Annotated in this window: 23 protein-coding genes; 21 read left to right on the plus strand and 2 right to left on the minus strand. The window is 59.0% G+C overall.

Going from position 1 to position 17,373, the window contains the following annotated elements:
* Positions 1-95 precede the first annotated feature (95 nt).
* From CCOS864_RS04940 to CCOS864_RS05040, 21 genes are all read left to right on the plus strand, one after another.
* The gene (locus CCOS864_RS04940) at positions 96-1,409 is read left to right on the plus strand and encodes a tyrosine-type recombinase/integrase (RefSeq protein WP_115085301.1); all 1,314 of its coding nucleotides are present in this window, start codon (positions 96-98) and stop codon (positions 1,407-1,409) included.
* A 178-nt stretch (positions 1,410-1,587) separates the two neighbouring features.
* Positions 1,588-2,679, plus strand: coding sequence for a hypothetical protein (locus tag CCOS864_RS04945; RefSeq protein ID WP_115085302.1), 1,092 nt, complete (start codon positions 1,588-1,590; stop codon positions 2,677-2,679).
* A gap of 103 nt (positions 2,680-2,782) precedes the next feature.
* Positions 2,783-3,043: a helix-turn-helix transcriptional regulator gene (locus tag CCOS864_RS04950; RefSeq protein WP_115085303.1), complete on the plus strand. Its 261-nt coding sequence runs from the start codon at positions 2,783-2,785 to the stop codon at positions 3,041-3,043.
* Positions 3,043-3,345: a helix-turn-helix domain-containing protein gene (locus CCOS864_RS04955; protein ID WP_115085304.1), complete on the plus strand. Its 303-nt coding sequence runs from the start codon at positions 3,043-3,045 to the stop codon at positions 3,343-3,345. The genes CCOS864_RS04950 and CCOS864_RS04955 overlap by 1 nt, the downstream gene beginning before the upstream one ends.
* Positions 3,346-3,662: 317 nt before the next feature.
* Positions 3,663-3,890 (plus strand): hypothetical protein, encoded by a 228-nt coding sequence (locus CCOS864_RS28365; protein WP_115085305.1) that lies wholly within the window; start codon positions 3,663-3,665, stop codon positions 3,888-3,890.
* A gap of 145 nt (positions 3,891-4,035) precedes the next feature.
* On the plus strand, positions 4,036-4,368 hold the full coding sequence (locus tag CCOS864_RS04965; RefSeq protein WP_115085306.1) for a hypothetical protein: 333 nt from the start codon (positions 4,036-4,038) through the stop codon (positions 4,366-4,368).
* Between the two features lie 77 nt (positions 4,369-4,445).
* On the plus strand, positions 4,446-4,670 hold the full coding sequence (locus tag CCOS864_RS04970; protein ID WP_244211878.1) for a hypothetical protein: 225 nt from the start codon (positions 4,446-4,448) through the stop codon (positions 4,668-4,670).
* Positions 4,667-4,882: a hypothetical protein gene (locus CCOS864_RS04975; RefSeq protein ID WP_115085308.1), complete on the plus strand. Its 216-nt coding sequence runs from the start codon at positions 4,667-4,669 to the stop codon at positions 4,880-4,882. The genes CCOS864_RS04970 and CCOS864_RS04975 overlap by 4 nt, the downstream gene beginning before the upstream one ends.
* On the plus strand, positions 4,879-5,223 hold the full coding sequence (locus tag CCOS864_RS04980; RefSeq protein WP_115085309.1) for a hypothetical protein: 345 nt from the start codon (positions 4,879-4,881) through the stop codon (positions 5,221-5,223). Before CCOS864_RS04975 ends, CCOS864_RS04980 begins: the two co-directional genes overlap by 4 nt.
* Positions 5,224-5,227: 4 nt before the next feature.
* On the plus strand, positions 5,228-5,515 hold the full coding sequence (locus CCOS864_RS04985; RefSeq protein ID WP_115085310.1) for a hypothetical protein: 288 nt from the start codon (positions 5,228-5,230) through the stop codon (positions 5,513-5,515).
* On the plus strand, positions 5,508-5,735 hold the full coding sequence (locus CCOS864_RS04990) for a hypothetical protein (protein ID WP_115085311.1): 228 nt from the start codon (positions 5,508-5,510) through the stop codon (positions 5,733-5,735). The genes CCOS864_RS04985 and CCOS864_RS04990 overlap by 8 nt, the downstream gene beginning before the upstream one ends.
* Positions 5,732-6,622, plus strand: coding sequence for a toprim domain-containing protein (locus CCOS864_RS04995; RefSeq protein WP_115085312.1), 891 nt, complete (start codon positions 5,732-5,734; stop codon positions 6,620-6,622). Before CCOS864_RS04990 ends, CCOS864_RS04995 begins: the two co-directional genes overlap by 4 nt.
* Positions 6,609-8,405, plus strand: a complete 1,797-nt coding sequence (locus CCOS864_RS05000) for a DUF927 domain-containing protein (RefSeq protein WP_115085313.1) — start codon at positions 6,609-6,611, stop codon at positions 8,403-8,405. Before CCOS864_RS04995 ends, CCOS864_RS05000 begins: the two co-directional genes overlap by 14 nt.
* A 336-nt stretch (positions 8,406-8,741) precedes the next feature.
* Positions 8,742-9,044 (plus strand): hypothetical protein, encoded by a 303-nt coding sequence (locus tag CCOS864_RS05005; RefSeq protein WP_115085314.1) that lies wholly within the window; start codon positions 8,742-8,744, stop codon positions 9,042-9,044.
* A complete protein-coding gene (locus tag CCOS864_RS05010) occupies positions 9,041-9,640 on the plus strand; it encodes a hypothetical protein (RefSeq protein ID WP_115085315.1) in 600 nt (199 codons plus the stop codon). Before CCOS864_RS05005 ends, CCOS864_RS05010 begins: the two co-directional genes overlap by 4 nt.
* Positions 9,641-9,643: 3 nt before the next feature.
* On the plus strand, positions 9,644-10,585 hold the full coding sequence (locus CCOS864_RS05015; protein WP_244211879.1) for a hypothetical protein: 942 nt from the start codon (positions 9,644-9,646) through the stop codon (positions 10,583-10,585).
* Positions 10,586-10,725: 140 nt separating this feature from the next.
* Complete coding sequence (locus tag CCOS864_RS05020) at positions 10,726-11,076, plus strand: hypothetical protein (protein WP_115085317.1); 351 nt, start codon at positions 10,726-10,728, stop codon at positions 11,074-11,076.
* Positions 11,076-11,666: a tail assembly protein gene (locus CCOS864_RS05025; RefSeq protein ID WP_115085318.1), complete on the plus strand. Its 591-nt coding sequence runs from the start codon at positions 11,076-11,078 to the stop codon at positions 11,664-11,666. The genes CCOS864_RS05020 and CCOS864_RS05025 overlap by 1 nt, the downstream gene beginning before the upstream one ends.
* 187 nt (positions 11,667-11,853) lie before the next feature.
* A complete protein-coding gene (locus tag CCOS864_RS05030; protein WP_244211880.1) occupies positions 11,854-12,150 on the plus strand; it encodes a DUF2846 domain-containing protein in 297 nt (98 codons plus the stop codon).
* A 171-nt stretch (positions 12,151-12,321) separates the two neighbouring features.
* Positions 12,322-13,320 carry a hypothetical protein gene (locus tag CCOS864_RS05035; RefSeq protein WP_115085320.1) on the plus strand — a complete coding sequence of 333 codons (999 nt, stop codon included), beginning with the start codon at positions 12,322-12,324 and terminating at the stop codon, positions 13,318-13,320.
* 436 nt (positions 13,321-13,756) lie between these two features.
* Positions 13,757-14,281: a hypothetical protein gene (locus CCOS864_RS05040; RefSeq protein WP_115085321.1), complete on the plus strand. Its 525-nt coding sequence runs from the start codon at positions 13,757-13,759 to the stop codon at positions 14,279-14,281.
* Between the two features lie 245 nt (positions 14,282-14,526).
* On the opposite strand, the gene CCOS864_RS05045 is transcribed toward CCOS864_RS05040, so the two are convergent.
* Positions 14,527-15,171: a hypothetical protein gene (locus CCOS864_RS05045; RefSeq protein WP_244211881.1), complete on the minus strand. Its 645-nt coding sequence runs from the start codon at positions 15,169-15,171 to the stop codon at positions 14,527-14,529.
* Positions 15,172-16,155: 984 nt separating this feature from the next.
* A complete protein-coding gene (locus tag CCOS864_RS05050) occupies positions 16,156-16,785 on the minus strand; it encodes a hypothetical protein (protein ID WP_115085323.1) in 630 nt (209 codons plus the stop codon).
* Positions 16,786-17,373: the final 588 nt, after the last annotated feature.

The raw sequence follows: 17,373 nt of genomic DNA on the forward strand, positions 1-17,373 counted from the left end.
TTCTTGTTTCTACCTGTCTCGTTCTGTCTCTAGGCATATACCTGTTTTAGGTATACGTTAGGGTATACGCCGGTTCGACGAGAAAACGTATACCTATGGCACGCACCGTTACGCCCCTATCAGACCCCAAATGCGAGGCCGCCAAGCCTCGGGACAAGGATTACACCCTGTTCGACGGCCAGGGCCTGTTCCTGCTGGTCAAGAAGAACGGCAGCAAGATCTGGCGCATGAAGTTCAAGCGCCCGGATGGCAGGGAGGGGCTGGCCACCTTCGGCAACTATCCCGCGCTGACGCTCAAAGCCGCCCGTGAACGCCGGGCCGAAGCGCTGGAGTTGCTAGCGCATGGTAAAGACCCGATCGAGAGCGCCAGGCAGGGTAAGGTCGAAGCGGCGAATGCGAGGGCCAACACCTTCGGCGTGCTGGCCAAGGATTGGCACGAGGCCTGTTCGAAAAAGTGGTCTCCAGGCCATGCCGCGACGGTTTGGCGGCGGATTGAAACTTACCTGCTCCCGGCCTTGGGCCAGCGCCCAGTGGCCGGCCTGAAGACCCGCGATCTGCTGGCGCCGCTCAAGGCGGTGGAGAAGCGCGAAGTTCTGGATACTGCTGGCCGGTTACGGCAGTACATGACCGGAATCATGCGTATGGCTGTACAGCACGGGCACATCGACACCAACCCAGCGGTGGATCTACAGGGCGCAACCGCCACACGTAAGACCGTTCACCGGCCTGCGCTGGCGCTGGATCGGCTGCCTGAGCTGCTGCAAAGAATCGACAGCGACACTGGTCGGCCGCTGACCCGGCTGGCCACCCAGCTCACACTGCTGGTCTTTATCCGGTCCAGTGAGTTGCGGTTTGCTCGCTGGCCAGAGATCGACACCGGTCGCTCGATGTGGGAGATCCCTGGCGAGCGCCAGCAGATCGAGGGCGTGAAGAACTCACACCGCGGCTCCAAGATGAGCACGCCCCACCTGGTGCCGCTGAGTCGACAGTCCCTGGCTACGCTTGAGCAGGTGCGCCAGCTCACCGGGCGCTTCGACCTGGTGTTCGCCGGCGACAGCAACCACTGGAAACCCATGAGTGAGAACACGGTGAACAAGGCGCTTCGCCGCATGGGCTATGACACCAAAACTGAGGTGTGCGGCCACGGGTTCAGGGCTATGGCCTGTTCCGCCCTCGTCGAGTCGGGACTTTGGAGCAAGGACGCGGTAGAGCGTCAGATGAGCCACCAAGAACGCAACAGCGTGCGGGCGGCTTACATCCACAAGGCCGAATACATCGAGGAGCGCCGGCTGATGGTTCAGTGGTGGGCGGACTACCTCGATGCGAACCGCGAGAAGCACGTTACCCCATACGATTACGCGCATCGTGCTGAGCAGAATGCGAATGTGGTGCCGATCAAGAGGGCCTGATGCGGGACTTCCATTGCGCACATAGACAGATATAGACTGAATTCCATTACTGTTCGGATAGCCAGTATTCGAGCAGGCAACGGTTTTCGGCTGGCCTAGCTCGACGGAGCGAAAAGCGGACTTCCCATCCGTCTGGTCAGCCGATCTATTCAAGATAGGGAGCGCCTGGGAGGGCGTAATGTCGGAAAAGATCTATCCGCTGCTCAACTGGTTGGATATCAGTCAGGCCGTCGATTGGCTGCAAGGGCTGACAGAGTCTGCCGTCACTCAGTACGATCTGATTAGCCTATGTGCTGCGAAGCAATGCCCCGTATACGTTGACCTCAAACAGTCCGTCAACGGAACTGACGAGGAGACATGGTGGCAGGATGTATCAGGGCGCGGCATTCAAGAAGTGAAAAACCCGCTGGCGCTCGTCGATGCTGGGGTACTGACAGATAGCCGCCTGGTTCTTTTGGGCGAAGTCACATGGACCAATGACAAAGGTGCTTTCTGTAGGGAAAAGATTGAATGGGCCGCCTCGATTGTAATGATCGACGTGTTTCCGATATTCAGACCTTCCGATATCCAGGCATTGGCGCACAAGATGAACGGGGCTACCGATCAGCCGACCGCCGCGGAGATAGAGGGCTTGCGTGACCAACTAAAGAAGGCCTGCGAAGCCAAGGAAAATGCCTGGTATCTGACCGACAAGTACAGGGTGGAGCTGGAAACGCTGCGCGAAACAGCTGAACAAGACCGATCCTCTCGGGAGGCGGCATGGCTTCGAGCAGAGCAAGCCGAAAAGCTGGCAGAAGAACTTGCAGACCGGCTTGACCGAATGGAGGCGAAGGCCGACCACTGCCAAGACGCATTGGCATCAAGTAACACCGCAGTGGCTGAACTGAAAAGTACTGTGGAGCATGAGCAAATGGCGCGAAAGTATGCGGAGAGCCTGGCAAAGGAGCTGCGCGACGAACTGGAAGACGAATACCAAGCCAGAATGGCCGAGCGTACGGAGCACGCCAAAAGCTCTATCTGCGCGTGCGAACAAGGCGAGGCAGTTTCTCCAGCATCAGAGGGGATCACTTTTCCCTACGCAACCAAGCAGCTAGAGGCAATGCGTGACGCCGCGTTAGCTCATTGGGCGGACCATGACCGCTCAAAGCCTGCCCCTTACGGAATCCAAAAAACAGTGGCCAGCTTTCTGGCAGATCGCACCGGGCAGAACTCTCGAAAGCTCGCGGAGCTGGCCGTAGCAATCAAGCCAGACGACCTACCGAAAGCCTGACACAACAATCTGACATAGTGTCATGTCAGTATGTCAGGTCTGTCTGACACATAGCGTGGATCGTCAATCTGTCCCCCGTCATTACCAACAACGGGATACAGACATGAGCAACATCAGCCCGATTCCAGGTACTACCGCTCCCCAGTTCGACCCATCGAATACCATCATCCGCTTCCCCGAGGTCGAGGCCATCACCGGCCTCGCCCGCGCTACCGTCTACAAGCGCCTCAAGGATGACCCTACCTTTCCCCGACCTGTATCGCTGAGCAACAGCAAGTCGCGGGGCTCGCCCGTAGGATTCGTTCTTGCTGAGGTGACGGGCTGGGTTCGCCAGCGTATCGCATTGCGCGAGGTGGCCGCCTAATGAACAAAAGAAAGGCCGACCAACAGGCCAGCCTCAAAGATATGCACGTTCATGATACCAGCGGCAGCGCGCAACGCATCCGTCTTCTCGCGCACCTGCGCCAGTATGGTTCGATCAACACCTTTCAGGCCATCGCACTGCTGAATATCCTGCGCCCAGGTGCGCGCATCGCCGAGCTGCGGGCCAAGGGTCACAACATCGTCACCCACCTCAGCACGCTGAAGGACGACCACGGCCGCGAGCACCAGAACGTGGCCACCTACTTTCTAAGCGCCGGCCCTGTGCAGAAGGTGGCGGCATGATGCTGGAGCTCAAGATCTATGATGAACGGGCGATATTTCCGGTTGCAGGCAGTCGTGATGCTCGGTATGGTTTGCCCGTCGCTGCAAATTCAGCGGCCGGGCGTAGGAACCCGATGAGCAAAAGGCGCAACAGCGCCCAGATCACCACTGCCGGCGTTTTTTTTCGTCTGCAGTTCCGTGTTATGGCGGCTGTGTGCGGGCAGGCTTCGGCCTGGCCGGGTTCCTTTTGCCCCGGTATTCCTACCCCGTGCACAGCTGCCACCCAATCCCGTAGGAAGGATCGTGGCAGCTCCTCGACAGCAGAAGGAGCTCCACCCATGCACGCCCTCAATCCGTCCGCAATTCCCCCAGAACTTCAGAAAGCCTACTGCTCGCGTCTGTTGAAGACGTTACTGCGCTATTCCTCCGCAAACGAGCTGGGCCGTATCACTGCAACTCTTGAGAGCGAAGTCAGCAAGACGCTGGCCACGCGATTCGTCCCAGGTCTGAACGATGCAAGCTATGACGTTTATCGCAGCTTTTGGCTGAAGGGTGGTGCCAAATGAGTATTCCTGCCCGCCTCCGCGCCCTTGCTCACCGCCGTATGGCCCTGAGCGCCCTCCGTGCAAATTCGTCCCTTTCCGTCCGCCTCGCACGCTACAACCATCACGCAGAGATTGCCCGCGCCCTTGAAGTGCAAGGTGGTGCCAGATGACTCATGCTCTCCGCGCAGCCGGTGCCGTTCCAGGCTTTATCGAATGCCGAGTCGTGATCAACGTACCGGGCCAGGAGCCATTTCGTCTTCCAGCAGTTATTGGCCGCAGCTCAGCCTCCGCCATAGCCAGCTTGCTGCATTCAGATTTCCCCGACGCTTCAATCAGCATTCAAGAGCGCTGCCAGTGCTCTTTGGACGGTCTGGATGAAGCCTTGCGTGTATCGGATGACGTCAGAGCCATGCTGGTGGAGCGCCAACACCAATCGCGCCCAGGTGCCGCGCTGCTGAAGCACTTCAAGAACGCGGCTTGTGTCGGGGGTGTCCAATGAGCTGCTTCCCAAACGCTGCAACCCTTGAAGGTGAGGTGCTACCTAAAGCGGTCCTCGACGCCCACGCAATGAGCTCAATGAACTTTGCCCGCGAAGAGTTCGACAGGCTGGAGCGCATCCTCTTGCCGCTGCTCGACCCGCTGCTGTGTCGGGAGGAAAACACCATCGCCTCTGACGTTGCCCGCCACCTTGAGCAGATCCGCATCTTCAGCGCCAACTTCTGCTGGAAGCACCGCCACTTGGGCGCCTCGTATGGCGTCGTAGGCAAGTGCGCTGACATGGACGGGAGGGCTACCGTATGAATCCCCCTATTCAGATGCCCGACGACGCCCAAGACGACCTACGCGAGGTGCAAGGCATACTTGTGCTGCTGAGCTTAGCCCTTGCCGTCATTGCCTCGCCCGCCACCCCCGTCATCGTGGCCCGTGTCACCGCCGCGATAGCGCAGCACACCGCCTTGGCCTGGGCCGAAATGCTGGAAGGCGTGATCGCTGAGCAAGGGGGTGACCTGTGAATGCCGTGATTAAAGCTCCCATCGTTTGTCGCGACGATCTCACGTTCACAAGCCGGGACGATTGCGGGCGGATGGTCAACTGGCCGCGCAACAACCCTGGTGTCGCAGCTGACTGGGAAAAGGGCATCGCCTTTTTCGACAGTGAAATTGCCGAACTGGCGGCCAACGATGAGACCGCAGCATATGAGGCCATCAGGTTTGCTATTGCTGGCATGGGCGGGCGTACGACCAATCTAGAGCTGGGCTTTGCAGACGCATTGGCCAGGGCTGCCGCACTTGGCCTGCGAGTAGTACGCAACGGCGCCGAACGCTTCACGCCTAAAGACTTCGACGGGGAGTAACACCATGAAACTTCAAAACGGTGCTTCAGCGCCGACGGGATCGGCTTGCCTGAAGAAAGCCACCGAGCTGTTTTACGTGACTCATCCCAAGGCTACTAGGGCTTTGCTCGGGCCATTCCTCAGCCAGGCCGATGCCGAGTGCGGGCGTGTTGTTTTGCGTAGCGCTGACGCCATGGTGACGGCTTGCCTCGTCGATTCGCTGGACGAACTGACCTACTGGCACGCGGTGAACAATGGCCAGGTCTGCCGGGCCTTCGCTGGCGCTGATCGGGAAGGCGTGAGCCATGAGTAAGGTCACGCCTATTCGCCGCACGGGTGCCGGTGGCCCACCTACTGCTGGCGCTCACATCGACAGCGCCAGCTATGCGCTGCTGGTGGAAACCCTGGTGGGCTTCCTGGAGCTACGCCTTGCCGAGGGTGACGCGGGCCGTCACTGCCCTGAGCTGGAGCGCCTGACCAACCAACTGGAACGGCTGGCCCAGCGTTTCACACCGCCGCAGGGGGCCGCATGACCGACGCCACGATCCTTTTCCGTGAAGCGCTCCAGTCGGTCTATGGGCCGCTCGACTGGCTGCCCCTAGACGATGGCGATATTCACCGCTTCCACGTCCCCGGCGACAAGTCCGGCACCCTAAACGGCTGGTACTGCCTGTTTACCGATGGCATCGCCTCGGGTGCGTTCGGGAGCTGGAAGACGGGCGGCACCAGCACCTGGTGTAGCCGTGAGCCGGTGGACGCCCGCGAAGCCGAGCAGGTGCGCCAGCGCATCGAGCAGGCCCGGCGCCAGCGGGAGGCCGAACGGCAGCGGCGCCAGCTCAAAGCGGCGAATCTGGCTCAACGTTGGTGGCGTGACGCCCGCCGCGCTTATCCTGACCACCCGTACCTGGTCGCCAAGGGCATTCGTTCCCATGGCCTGCGCCAGCGTGATCACGACCTGCTGATCCCACTGTATGCCGGGGGCGTGCTAGTCAACCTGCAACGGATCGCCCCGGACGGCGAAAAGCGCTTTCTGTTCGGCGGTCGGATTAAGGGCTCCTATTCGCCCCTGGGCCGCATCACACCGGGCAAGCCGCTTTGTATCTGCGAAGGCTGGGCCACGGGCGCCACGCTTCACGAAAGCGGTTACACGGTCGCCTGCGCGATGAACGCCGGGAATCTGAAACCGGTGGCGCTGGCGCTACGGGCCGACTACCCCGGCACAGAAATCATCGTCGCCGGCGACGACGACCGCCAGACCGAAGCCGAAGGCAAGGGCAACCCTGGGCGCACCGCCGCCCATGAAGCCGCGGCCGTGTGTGGTGGCCTGGTGACCTTCCCCGAGTGGCCAGCCGATGCGCCGCTGACCCTTTCCGACTTCAACGACCTCGCCGCCTGGAGGTGCCGCCATGCGCCCGCCTGAGAACAACGTCATCAACCTGCGGCCCGAGGCGCCCAAGGTCGAGCCTGATCGCCCGTGCTGGGGCGTGTATGAGCACTGGGTGACCAATGAGAAAGGCCGCAGGCTCAAGCCCGGCGTGTACTGGCACGGCTTCAAGCGCAGCGCCAGCGACGATGACGGCGACGACAAGGCCGACCGCCCGATCACTGATGAGTGGATCGCCACACCCGTGACCGTCGCCGCTCGCACCACCAACAGCGACGACGGCAGCGAGGGCCGGTTTCTGCGCCTGCTCACCGACAGCGGCCCCAAGGAGTGGATCATTCCCATGGAAGTGTTCGGCGGTAGCGGTGAGGACGCCAGGCGGACGCTGTTTGGCATGGGCGTCATCATCGCCTTGAAGAAGCGCGGCCAGTTCATGGAGTACCTGCTGGACCAGCGCCCTGCAGAGGTGTTCGCCACTACATGCCGCCCCGGCTGGCATGAGTCGGGCGCCTTTGTGCTGCCTGGACGCACCATTGGCAGCGACAAGGTGCGCTATCAGGCCAGCGCCAAGGGCCAAAACCTATTCAGCGTCCGCGGGAGCCTGGACGGCTGGAAGGTCGAAGTGGCGGCCAAGTGCGAGGGAAACCCGGTGCTGACCCTGGCGATCGGCTGCGCCCTCGCTGGCCCGCTGCTGAGCCTGGTGGGCGTGTTGGGTGGTGGTGTTCACCTGGTGGGCGATAGCTCCAGCGGCAAGTCGCTGGCTCAGTTGATCGGTTCATCGGTATGGGGCGACCCGGGCATATTCGCCGCGTCATGGGACATGACCAAGGGTGGTCTGGAGATCGAGGCATCGAGCCGTAACGACACCATGCTGCCCCTGGACGAGATCAAGCGGGCCGACCCCAAGCGCGTACAGGAGATGGCCTACTCGCTCGCCAACGGCCAGGGCAAGGGCACCATGACCCGTGACCGGGAAGCCCGCGGCAAACTGAGCTGGCGTCTGCTCGCGCTATCCAGCGGCGAGCGCTCCCTATCTGAGCACGCGGCCATCAGCGGTAATGCCGCCCATGCTGGTGCTGAGTTGCGCATGGTGGACGTGAACGCCGGTACCCGCACGCACCGGGCCTTCGATGAATTGCACGGCCTGGAGGGCGCCGACTTCCACCGCCAGCTCACTGTGGCCGTAGGAGCGAACCACGGGCATATCGGGCCAGCATTCGTGGAGAGGCTGCTGGCCAGCGATGACCGCCCCGGCCTGCTCGAGGACTTCGCCGGAATCCGCGCCCAGTTCGCCGAGGACAACGCCCAGGCCGGGCGGGTGGCGGATCGCTTCGCGGTGATCGCGCTGGCGGGCGAAATGGCCATTGCCTATGGATTGCTGCCCTGGACGCCGGGCACCGCTCTGGCCGACTGCCAGTTGCTGTACGGCGAGTGGCTGAGCCGGGTGGGCGGCGGCAACGCCGAGGATCGCCAGATACTGGCGGGCATCCTCGACTTTATCGACAAGCACGGCAGTAGCCGGTTCTCGGACGTGGAAGACCAATCGCCAGACGCCAAGGTGTTCAACCGTGCCGGGTACTGGGAGGTGATCGGCACCAAGCGACTGTACCTGTTCAACAAGTCCGCGCTGACCGAGGCAGCCCATGGGCACGGATTGGCGCGTGTCGTGAAAGCGCTGGAGGGCGCTGGCGCAATCGCCAAGCACGACACCGACCGAGACAGCCGCAGGACCAAGAAATACCGCCTGCCTGCTGGTGGGTCTGCCCGCCTGTATGTGATCGACCCCGACGCCATGGACAGCGAAGGCGGTGGCTTATGACCGCCATCACCACCCAACGCCAATGCCCGAATCCACAGGAACCTAAAAACGTGGGGAACAGGGGGAACGGGGGAACAGCCAGTAAATCCGGGGGCTGTAGCCGTTCCCCCTTATTGAAGTGTTGGGGAACAGGGGGAACACAAACATGTTTTTGAATATAAGCGCCTGTGATGCTTCTTCTTTTTGGTTATCACTGTTCCCCAGTTTTTCGGGTGGGGAACGCGTACCCCCTCTGGAGGCCCCGGAAACACTGGGTGTTCCCCGCGTTCCCCCGTTCCCCCTATTTTTTTTCACAGACACATTTGGGAGTTATGGAAATCAGGGAGAGGTGACGCCATGAGCCTCCTTGCTGACCTGCTCAATCACATGCCGCCGAATGTTGCTGGCGCTGGCAAATCATCCGTGGCGAAACGCGCCCAGGACCGCCCGCTCCTGGTGCTGGTTGAGCCCGCGCAATTGCCGTCCAGCCCATACACCAACGCCGCCAATGCCACGCCCGAGTGGCGCCAGGCTCGTGACCGGTACATCAACCACGTTATGACCTGCCGGGGCTGCTATGCGCCTGGTGGTCGCCATTGCGTGACCGGTGCCGAGCTGCGCGCCACCTACGACAACACGCCCATGGAGGCCCACCCATGAAGCCCACACAGACCATGCGCCTGTGCGATATCGCCCTGAAGCCAGGGGCCAGCGCCAGCACACAGCTCATCACCAGCCGGCGCATCTGCCGCAACATCAACCGCAACCTCGATTCGGTCCGCGATGAGCGACGTGCCATGCGCCGCCAGGCGGGCAAGCTGAAAGTGTTCTTGCCGTTCACCCGCCAGGCCATTGCCGATCTGGAGCAGCAGGCTCAGGCGCACCGAGAGGATGAGCGCAGCAAAGCCCTGGCCGCGCTGGCCGGCTTCGGCCAATCACTGCTGTTCGACCATGACGGGTTGGCCGGTGCCCTGGGGTTCGACCGTATGTGCGACCTGCTGAGCGTTAACACCGTTGAGCGCGAGCAGGCCAGGCGGGAGGGCGTCACCAGCCTGGAAGACCTGGTGTTCGCCCATGCGCTGGAGGACAGCGCAGAACGCCGGGGGCAAGAGTGGAATGACGCGCCGCTGTTCAACGCCTGCCATGCGGCGATGGCGGACTTCATCAGGGAGTGCCCCAAGCATCTGCTGCCCGATCCCTTCGCACCCGGGGCACCGTTCGGGCCGAAGCTGCCACCCAAGCTGAGCGTGGTGTGAGCCATGACCACGCCAATGAAACAGGCAGATTCAGCCGCCAAGACGAAACAACGGGTTTCAGATGAGCAGCGGCACCTGGTGCTGGAGTTGCGCCGCCGTCACTCGCTGCGCGAAGTGGCCGAAGCGACCGGCCTGCCGCTGGGAACGGTGAAGACCCTGGTTTCACGCTCCGGGGCATTCCGCGACAACGAGCAGCACCGCGCCATGTTCACCCTGCCGCCGATCAGCGCCAGCACCGAGACCCTGCCGAGCGTGCCCGAGCTGCCGCCGCAGGAGGTCGTGACCGGGGACAAGGAGGTGGATGCGGTGCTCTGGCTGCGCTCAATCATCAGTACCGGCCAGACAGCTCTGATTGACCGGGCCATGGAGGGCGCCAAGAAGATCAGGACGCCGCTCGATGTGCTGGAGAAGCGGTACCGCGATTACCTGGTGGCCGCCAACCCTGGTCACCTGTTCGCTGCCATGTCGTCGTTCGGCTTCGCTGACCTCGAGGCGCTGGCCAGCCGGGCCATTGGGCAGCACCAGCTTCGGCTGGAAGGCGCCGCCCGCTTCGGTGATGACCTGCTGGCCGACACCGCGGCGGAAACGTTCTGCATCGAGGCGCTGCGCGGGCTGGAGGCTACCGGCCAATTCGGTGACTTCGATAAGGGCCAGATAGCCGCCAGGTTCAACGCCCACCCTGAACTGCTGCCGCACACCCTGGCGGATTGCCTGTACGAGCTGGGCTACTGGGATCAGCTCTACCGCCTGCGCCACGCCGCGGACCGGGACGCCAGCGACGGGCCGCCCGATGCAACAGCACGGGACTGGTTTGTGTTCGGCCTGCTGGCGCAGATCCGGCCCCGTGATAAGGCCGAAGCGCTGGCGGTGTTCCGCTACCTGATCGCCAGCCAGCGCGACGACATGGCGGAGTCTGAGGCAATTCTTTGCAACTTGATTGGATAGGCCGCGCCACGAAACGCAACTGCGCGAAAACGTGGCGCGACATAGAGCAACACCACCGGGCACTAGCCCATGACCAGCGCTAGCGGCGCCCATGCGAGAGAGAGATCCATGAACGATCAATACCAAGGAGAAACCGCTCTATGACCACGTTCCAAGAACGATTCACAGAGGCCTGCAAGGCCACCGACTTCGCCGACAATTCGAAGGCCATCAGCGGTTACGACGTGTGGGATGTGCGCTATGTCCGGGATGGTAAGCACGTCGAAATCGACGGTCCCTTCTTCACCGAGGACGAAGCCCGAATTTCTGCTGATTTGCTCCGCGGCACATTCCGCGGCGCTAGGGCCTATTCCGTCTGCCACTGCGCGACATGGAATCCAGATCCGAAGCGGGAGCAACTGATCCGCGACCAAGCTCGCATGTCGCGCTCTCTGCTGGCTTGCCGGCTCAATGTTCCGTCTCCCACTAACCCAGCTCAGGAGGCTTTCTAATGGCTGCATTGGCAATTGATTACACCCCACGAACCGAAATTACACTCTGTGGATCGCTTGGGAAAAAGTTTGGGAAGGTGCATACATTCTTACTCGGTGCCGGTGACGTAAGGGAGGCTATGCGTGCGATCGATGTCAATCACCCTGGGTTCGCCCGAGAACTAGCTAGTGCGAAATCCAAAGGACTGGAGTTCGCTGTCTATCGCAACGGTCGCAACGTAGGAGAAGAGGAACTCAATCTAGGCGGCTGCCGCAAAATCAAGATCATTCCGGTGATTTGTGGGAGCAAGCGAGCGGGTGTGTTGCAGACGGTTGTGGGGGCGGTGCTTATGGTTGGTGGCCTGATGTTGAAACAGCCTTGGATGATGCAGATGGGGGCTGCTGCACTCGTCGGCGGAGTGGTTCAGATGATCAGCCCGCAGAGCCAAGGGCTCAAGACTAGCGCCGCGCCTGAGAATACCCCTGGCTACGCGTTTGGCTCAGCCCGAAACACCACAGCTAGCGGTCTTCCTGTGCCGCTTTGTATTGGGTATCGCCGGTGGGGGGGCGCAATTATCAGTTGCGGAATTTACGCTGAGGATCAGGTGTAACAGGGGTTCATTTGCGAAAGGGGCGTGGTAATTTCACGCTCCTTCCTGTGCCTAGAATGGATTACGAACGATGCGTTTTATAGGAATAGCCATGGTCACCGCTGCCTTGCTGGCTGGTTGCGCGACATCCCCGATTCCCTCTAATCAGGCTGACCCAGTACCTGCCGCCCGGCTGACTGGATATCAGATGAAGCCAAAGGTTGGATTTGGAACGCTTGTAGTTACGAGGGACACAGGTTTTACGGGGGCTGCATGCAACACCCTGGTCTACATTGATGGCAAACAGTCAGCTGAAATAGGTTCAGGAGAAACTGCGAAATTCTACCTTCCAGCTGGTGAACGCATAATTGGTGTCAACTCAACCACCTTGTGCGGAGGCGGACTGAAGGAGAGGTCGTTTGTAATGGACGCTGGTGCAACTAAAAAATATCGGATTTCAATTGATACCAGCATGAGCATGGATTTGTCGCCTACTGCTTTTTGATAAGTTTCAAGGGCTCTTTCTGACCACCAAAGGGAGCGATATGGCAGACATAGAAGTGATGTAGGGTCTGTGTATTCGAACAGCGGCACCCGCGTGAACGTTTGAAGGGCACGGTTTTTACTTGTATCTCAATAACAATATAATAATTAATTACAAACGTGGAGAGGGAAAATGTCTGATCTGGTTGACCAAAACCCTGCAGCATGTGAATGGCTAGAGAGCACTATCCGACGCCACTCTCAAGGTATATATGGACATTTGGTCTCTGCGGTGGTGTGGACAGATGCGAAGAATATACATGGCGAGCTGCTGGTACCTGCAGATCCGCACGTTTTAGTTGATAAACTCAAAAGTAACTCGTTCATTCTTCTCCAGAGTCACGACCCGGGAAAACCCATAGGACAGGTTTTGGAAGGCGCCTATTTCGAGTCTACGGATGGCCATCAGTTTGTTGTTGCCGTTTTAGGGTATTACGCTGGCGGAGACGTTCTTAGTTTCAAAGGTCTTGGGATTGATACTCGTGCTGTTCCTCCGTCGCCAAGCAAACTGCCGCCATTGTCAGATGACTGCTGGATGGAGTTAGCGACAGACCCCAGGGAGGTGGATGAAGGCTGGCTCGACCTAATTACCCGTGAAGCCCCGCTGCGAATCGAGCGCACGGAACTATCACATAATGCTGAGAGCTCAGCACAAGAGCTGATTAGGCTGGGGCTCGTTTATCTTACTCTTGTGTGGAATCCGTTTGTAACCTCAATTGCTTCTGAAGCGGGGAAAGGAGCTTATACCGCAATTCATGCTTGGCTGAGGAAGCTATTCGAAGAGCTTGCAGATAGACGCAATCCGGTGTTGGATATTCATACACACCAAGACGGATGCCAGGTATCGTTTCTTATAAGAGGGAAGGATATTAAAAAGCACTATGTAGCACATGAAGGTCTGTCCGGAGCAGCGGCGCAAGCCGCGAAGCTGATAGCACAGCTCAAGGTGCGGGGAACACCTGCGAAACAGTTAGTCTACGAATTCGATAGGGAGGCGCTTCGCTGGTACCCATCATTTGCAGTGTTAGGCGATAAGAGAATTATCACTGATAACCTCGCGCTGATCGCCATAGAGCAACTTCCTTCTGGCTTGAGCCTTGGTTTCAGTCGGGAGAAATTACTTACTAAATAATCACCGAAAGATGTGCTTCATCGGTTTCGGTTCGTAACTGAGCGCGAGCCAATCCGTCGTATCTGCTGGGGCGAGCGGTCGAATGGAGGCGGAATTTGCGGTGGTTCGCACTTTGGTTCGCAACTCCCAACGCGCGAAACCTGGTCTACCACAATGGGCGGTTAGGTTTGTGGGGGTAAAGGTGGCGCGAGACAGACCAAAACGTCTCACTCGGATCATATCGTCGGTCTCGCTGAGCTGGCGGCCATGGCAGCCTGAGCAAAGCGGTAACCAGCCTGGGTATGGTCACTGGCCATCACCAGTGCACCCCGTGCCAACGCCGGACCTTGACTATTGTTAACTCGATCCCGACTGCTACGCTTTTCTCCAATAAGGTAAGGATTGCTCATTGGCGACCATCTTTTCGCCCTTGCACACCCATTCGTATGGAGGCTGTATGCGCAACGCTGCTCTGATCTCCTCAATAGCAGCACTCATGGTGGGGTGCATCCAATTACCTCCACAGGAGGTCGGTCAGCAAGCACCTCAGTCACAGGAGAAGACGAATCCACAACCAGCCCCATCACAGCAAATAATTGATAGCGGCCAATGGATTGATTTCGGAGGCAGCAACGAGATGTCCTTTCAACTGAAAAAGGGATCTTTTCGCTTTGACCAAGACAAGGGAGGGGTCTTTGTAGCTGTAGCCTTAGGGCGAATTCTTGATCAAAGTAACGGCCAAGTCAGTGCTATTCAATTTTATGTTACGGCGCAAGAATGCGTGAATGAGAGAGGATCACTGGTTATGACGGATGTTCAAGGCGCAGCGTTAAATCAGTTTGATTTTTTATTTGACGCAGGAAACATCGCTTCAAGCATAGCTCAAACCATTTGTGCTGTTGCCTTTAAAAAAGCCGCAGAAGTTCAACAGCAAAATCCCCAAAGGGTTGTTCCGGTCAAGCCGAAAGCGCCAGCAATCTGACCATAGATCACAAGGCAAGCTGTAACAACGCGTGTGACAGGGAGCGGGAATTTTCACGCAGCACTTCACGCACGATCTTCACGCAGGCACAGTGCGCGAAGCCTGTAGCGGTCCGCGGCCAGGTACGCGCTGCTGGTACGCATTCTGGCGAGCGTACTGGGCAGGTTCGCACCCTGGGCTCGCACGTCCGGTTCGCAACCACCATGGCGCGAACCTGTGCAGCTACTGCCAGGGATGTGAGCTGATTACCGCCTGGGATAGATTGGACCGTACATCCCCGAATTAATGAGCATCTCCCACATTTTCTTCAACGCCTGCCCCGTCTCCTGATTCACAAACAAGGAGGATCTGCTCCCGTGCGGCGAGCCTAGAATGTAATGGCGCATCGTTTCCCAGGTTTCGGCGACGTCTGCCCATCGCCAACCGGGAACCTCCTTTTCAAGCAGCAGAGGCATTGCAATCGAGAGGGGAATAGTTCCGCCTTCACCCAGCGGTCGCTCCCACTCGCACTTGACCAATATCGGGGTAGCAGAAGTGTTGTAGAACGTGACGTCCAGGATTTCTGCCGTGATCGTTGCGGCGGGATGCCAAGGAAACGCATTCACGGAATCGACGACTTCTTTACCATCGCCATAAGGGCAGGTCACAAACCCGTGAGCGAAGTACCGGGTATGGTCCAGCCCCTGATAGCCGCAGTCAGCCCCAGGAATGGTTACAGGCTGATGATCGTTATGGTGCAGAACCAGCGGATGCCATGAAGGGTAGCTATCAACTACCGGGCCAAGTTCGCCGACAATGTCCGCGAGCATTTCTTTGCTACGGGTTCTTTCTGCTTGATCTAGGTCTCGCGGGTGGGGGATCAAGTACTTCTCGACTTCTTCTAGGTTCATACGGGCAGCTTCATCTGCTCGGAAAGCCATGGGGGACACCTCTTAAATGGGATGGCACATCATGATATTGTCATCTCACGCATAAAAACAATGTTTTATGCATGACATTATTATTTTGTGTTTTTTGACTTGTCCGGCCTTTACCAAATGTGAGACAGGCATGAGACGGAAACCGTATGGCCTGGGCGCCCGAGCCCTCACGCCAGGCCGTGCCGGTAAAGCTGGTGCTCGGCTCTGTCTCACATTGCTGGTGGTGCCGGACACTTGTTTGACCACGCTTTGACGGAGTGAGGGCCAGGCAGATGGCGACCGCGCCTGTGGGCGGGCGTCTAAGGTCCGGCCGGTGCTGGAGGCCGTCAAAGTAGAGGGTCTGGCCGTCTCATACCCCTGACAGACCCCTGACGGATTTTGGACAGCTTTGGACGGATCGGCGCCAGCAACAGGTGGGAGGGGTAGGCCTGAGGGCAGATGCCATTGAGCATTCAGCCTGGGTTGGCGACTTCGTCAGCGTGCGGGCCGTCAAAAATCAACAGCGAATGTTTGACTGGCACTAGACAGAATTAGACGAGTTGCCACGAGCATGCGGTGCTCAGGCCCACGACTGGCCTGGGCGGCGACTCAAACAGTGGTCCCGACGCGCCTCACCTCGTCAAACATTTTCGAGTGCTTATTCTGGACAGGCTCTGGACGGATTCACGGCGCCAGCAGATGGCCGGTTGCGCTGGGGAGTATGTCGGGCGCGGCCTGCAGATTGGTAGCGCCAAGCAGCTGGCGGGTGACTGTCCAGAATTACACCCAGCCTTGACCTGCCCTTGACTGGATAATTGCACATAGTCGCTCACCTATCTGTATCCAACCTCGCCAGTCATTTGCGTCGGATTGGACCGGCACGATTCTTGGGCTTGACTGGCAGAGATCGACCCAAAGCTGCCCATATTCCTCCATAACGAAAGAGCCCAGCCGAAGCTGGGCTCTGTTCGCATACTATTGCAGCGGCCAGCAGGTCTGGCCATGAGCGATCACGCCAGGAGTGCGACCGTAGCGCTGGGCAAGAGAGGGAGCCAATTCTGGAAGCAGGCCTTCGATGTACGGGACCATCATGGCCACGTATGCCTCGAACGATGGGTGCTTGCGCCATTGACCTTCATCAATAGCGTTGCGATACGATCGATCAAACCACCCGCGCAAAACCATAAGCGCCCCTTCGATACGATCCTCCAGGGGGCCGACACTGTGCGCCTTGGTATGGCCATCCTGTTTCAAGATTTCGCGCTCCACATAGGTGCCCGGGCGATAGCCAGTGATTTCGTGGACCTCCATGACCCGCTCGTGAATCTCACGGTGTTCTCGCTGATCCTCTTTGAGATCGGCAGCGAACCGGAAATCACAGTAAAGGCAATGCGCGACAGCATTCGAGCCACTTGGTGAATCCAGGTACTGGTCGATCACTGCCTGAAACCGGCGGTTCAGCTCGTGATAGTTGCGAAGACCAAGAAGTTCAGCCGTAGCGAGGTCGAGCCGTTTGCCGTGAGGCAGCTCAGGGTGGGATTGTTTGTGTTGCTTCGCGAGGCGCTTGACGCTCTGTACGTCAACGAAAGTAGGGGTGTAATGCATGATTAGCCTCCAAAGGCTGGGCCTGTTGTCCACTAAGAGAACCCAATACAGGGTTGGTTTGAAACGGGTGAAATCACGATAGAGCTATTGCTTCGCCAGGGTGGACGGCGGGCACCTACCGAACGTGCCTGTTACAACACTACTTGAATCCTAAAGATCTCTGCAAGTCTCCAAAAAATAGACATGAGTCGCACAATTTCGCAATTGGACATGTGGGAACAAATTCTTGACCACCCTTGACGGATTTGGCCGCTGGCGCCGGATCAGAATCGGCTGCAGGCCTTGCTGAACAAGGGCTGGCGCTGAGCCTGGCCGACCTGTGGGAGCGGAGGCCGTCAAGAATTTCCGGGCGTGCTCGTCAAGGGAAAACCGAGCGGTCCAGAACCTGAGATGCTGGCCAGTCGACCAGATGATCACGGACGCCAGCAGGGCGCTTCGCGATGGAATGGAGCAGCGCAGGGGCACCAGGCAGATGCTGCTGTCAGCCGGGCTTCCCCGAATGTAGGCGAGTCGACGCATGCAGACTCGTCTGGAGAGATCAGGCGGGTTGACGCCACTGTCAACTGGGCCTATTCTCCGCGCATCCCG

Origin of the sequence: Pseudomonas wadenswilerensis, from assembly GCF_900497695.1 — a bacterium.
Taxonomy (GTDB): domain Bacteria; phylum Pseudomonadota; class Gammaproteobacteria; order Pseudomonadales; family Pseudomonadaceae; genus Aquipseudomonas; species Aquipseudomonas wadenswilerensis.

Bases quoted from the DNA above. Each gene is read 5' to 3' on its own strand.
- CCOS864_RS04940 (WP_115085301.1), top strand. From the start codon at position 96: ATGGCACGCACCGTTACGCCCCTATCAGACCCCAAATGCGAGGCCGCC.
- CCOS864_RS04945 (WP_115085302.1), top strand. From the start codon at position 1,588: ATGTCGGAAAAGATCTATCCGCTGCTCAACTGGTTGGATATCAGTCAG.
- CCOS864_RS04950 (WP_115085303.1), top strand. From the start codon at position 2,783: ATGAGCAACATCAGCCCGATTCCAGGTACTACCGCTCCCCAGTTCGAC.
- CCOS864_RS04955 (WP_115085304.1), top strand. From the start codon at position 3,043: ATGAACAAAAGAAAGGCCGACCAACAGGCCAGCCTCAAAGATATGCAC.
- CCOS864_RS28365 (WP_115085305.1), top strand. From the start codon at position 3,663: ATGCACGCCCTCAATCCGTCCGCAATTCCCCCAGAACTTCAGAAAGCC.
- CCOS864_RS04965 (WP_115085306.1), top strand. From the start codon at position 4,036: ATGACTCATGCTCTCCGCGCAGCCGGTGCCGTTCCAGGCTTTATCGAA.
- CCOS864_RS04970 (WP_244211878.1), top strand. From the start codon at position 4,446: ATGAACTTTGCCCGCGAAGAGTTCGACAGGCTGGAGCGCATCCTCTTG.
- CCOS864_RS04975 (WP_115085308.1), top strand. From the start codon at position 4,667: ATGAATCCCCCTATTCAGATGCCCGACGACGCCCAAGACGACCTACGC.
- CCOS864_RS04985 (WP_115085310.1), top strand. From the start codon at position 5,228: ATGAAACTTCAAAACGGTGCTTCAGCGCCGACGGGATCGGCTTGCCTG.
- CCOS864_RS04990 (WP_115085311.1), top strand. From the start codon at position 5,508: ATGAGTAAGGTCACGCCTATTCGCCGCACGGGTGCCGGTGGCCCACCT.
- CCOS864_RS04995 (WP_115085312.1), top strand. From the start codon at position 5,732: ATGACCGACGCCACGATCCTTTTCCGTGAAGCGCTCCAGTCGGTCTAT.
- CCOS864_RS05000 (WP_115085313.1), top strand. From the start codon at position 6,609: ATGCGCCCGCCTGAGAACAACGTCATCAACCTGCGGCCCGAGGCGCCC.
- CCOS864_RS05005 (WP_115085314.1), top strand. From the start codon at position 8,742: ATGAGCCTCCTTGCTGACCTGCTCAATCACATGCCGCCGAATGTTGCT.
- CCOS864_RS05010 (WP_115085315.1), top strand. From the start codon at position 9,041: ATGAAGCCCACACAGACCATGCGCCTGTGCGATATCGCCCTGAAGCCA.
- CCOS864_RS05015 (WP_244211879.1), top strand. From the start codon at position 9,644: ATGACCACGCCAATGAAACAGGCAGATTCAGCCGCCAAGACGAAACAA.
- CCOS864_RS05020 (WP_115085317.1), top strand. From the start codon at position 10,726: ATGACCACGTTCCAAGAACGATTCACAGAGGCCTGCAAGGCCACCGAC.
- CCOS864_RS05025 (WP_115085318.1), top strand. From the start codon at position 11,076: ATGGCTGCATTGGCAATTGATTACACCCCACGAACCGAAATTACACTC.
- CCOS864_RS05030 (WP_244211880.1), top strand. From the start codon at position 11,854: ATGAAGCCAAAGGTTGGATTTGGAACGCTTGTAGTTACGAGGGACACA.
- CCOS864_RS05035 (WP_115085320.1), top strand. From the start codon at position 12,322: ATGTCTGATCTGGTTGACCAAAACCCTGCAGCATGTGAATGGCTAGAG.
- CCOS864_RS05040 (WP_115085321.1), top strand. From the start codon at position 13,757: ATGCGCAACGCTGCTCTGATCTCCTCAATAGCAGCACTCATGGTGGGG.
- CCOS864_RS05045 (WP_244211881.1), bottom strand. From the start codon at position 15,171: ATGAACCTAGAAGAAGTCGAGAAGTACTTGATCCCCCACCCGCGAGAC.
- CCOS864_RS05050 (WP_115085323.1), bottom strand. From the start codon at position 16,785: ATGCATTACACCCCTACTTTCGTTGACGTACAGAGCGTCAAGCGCCTC.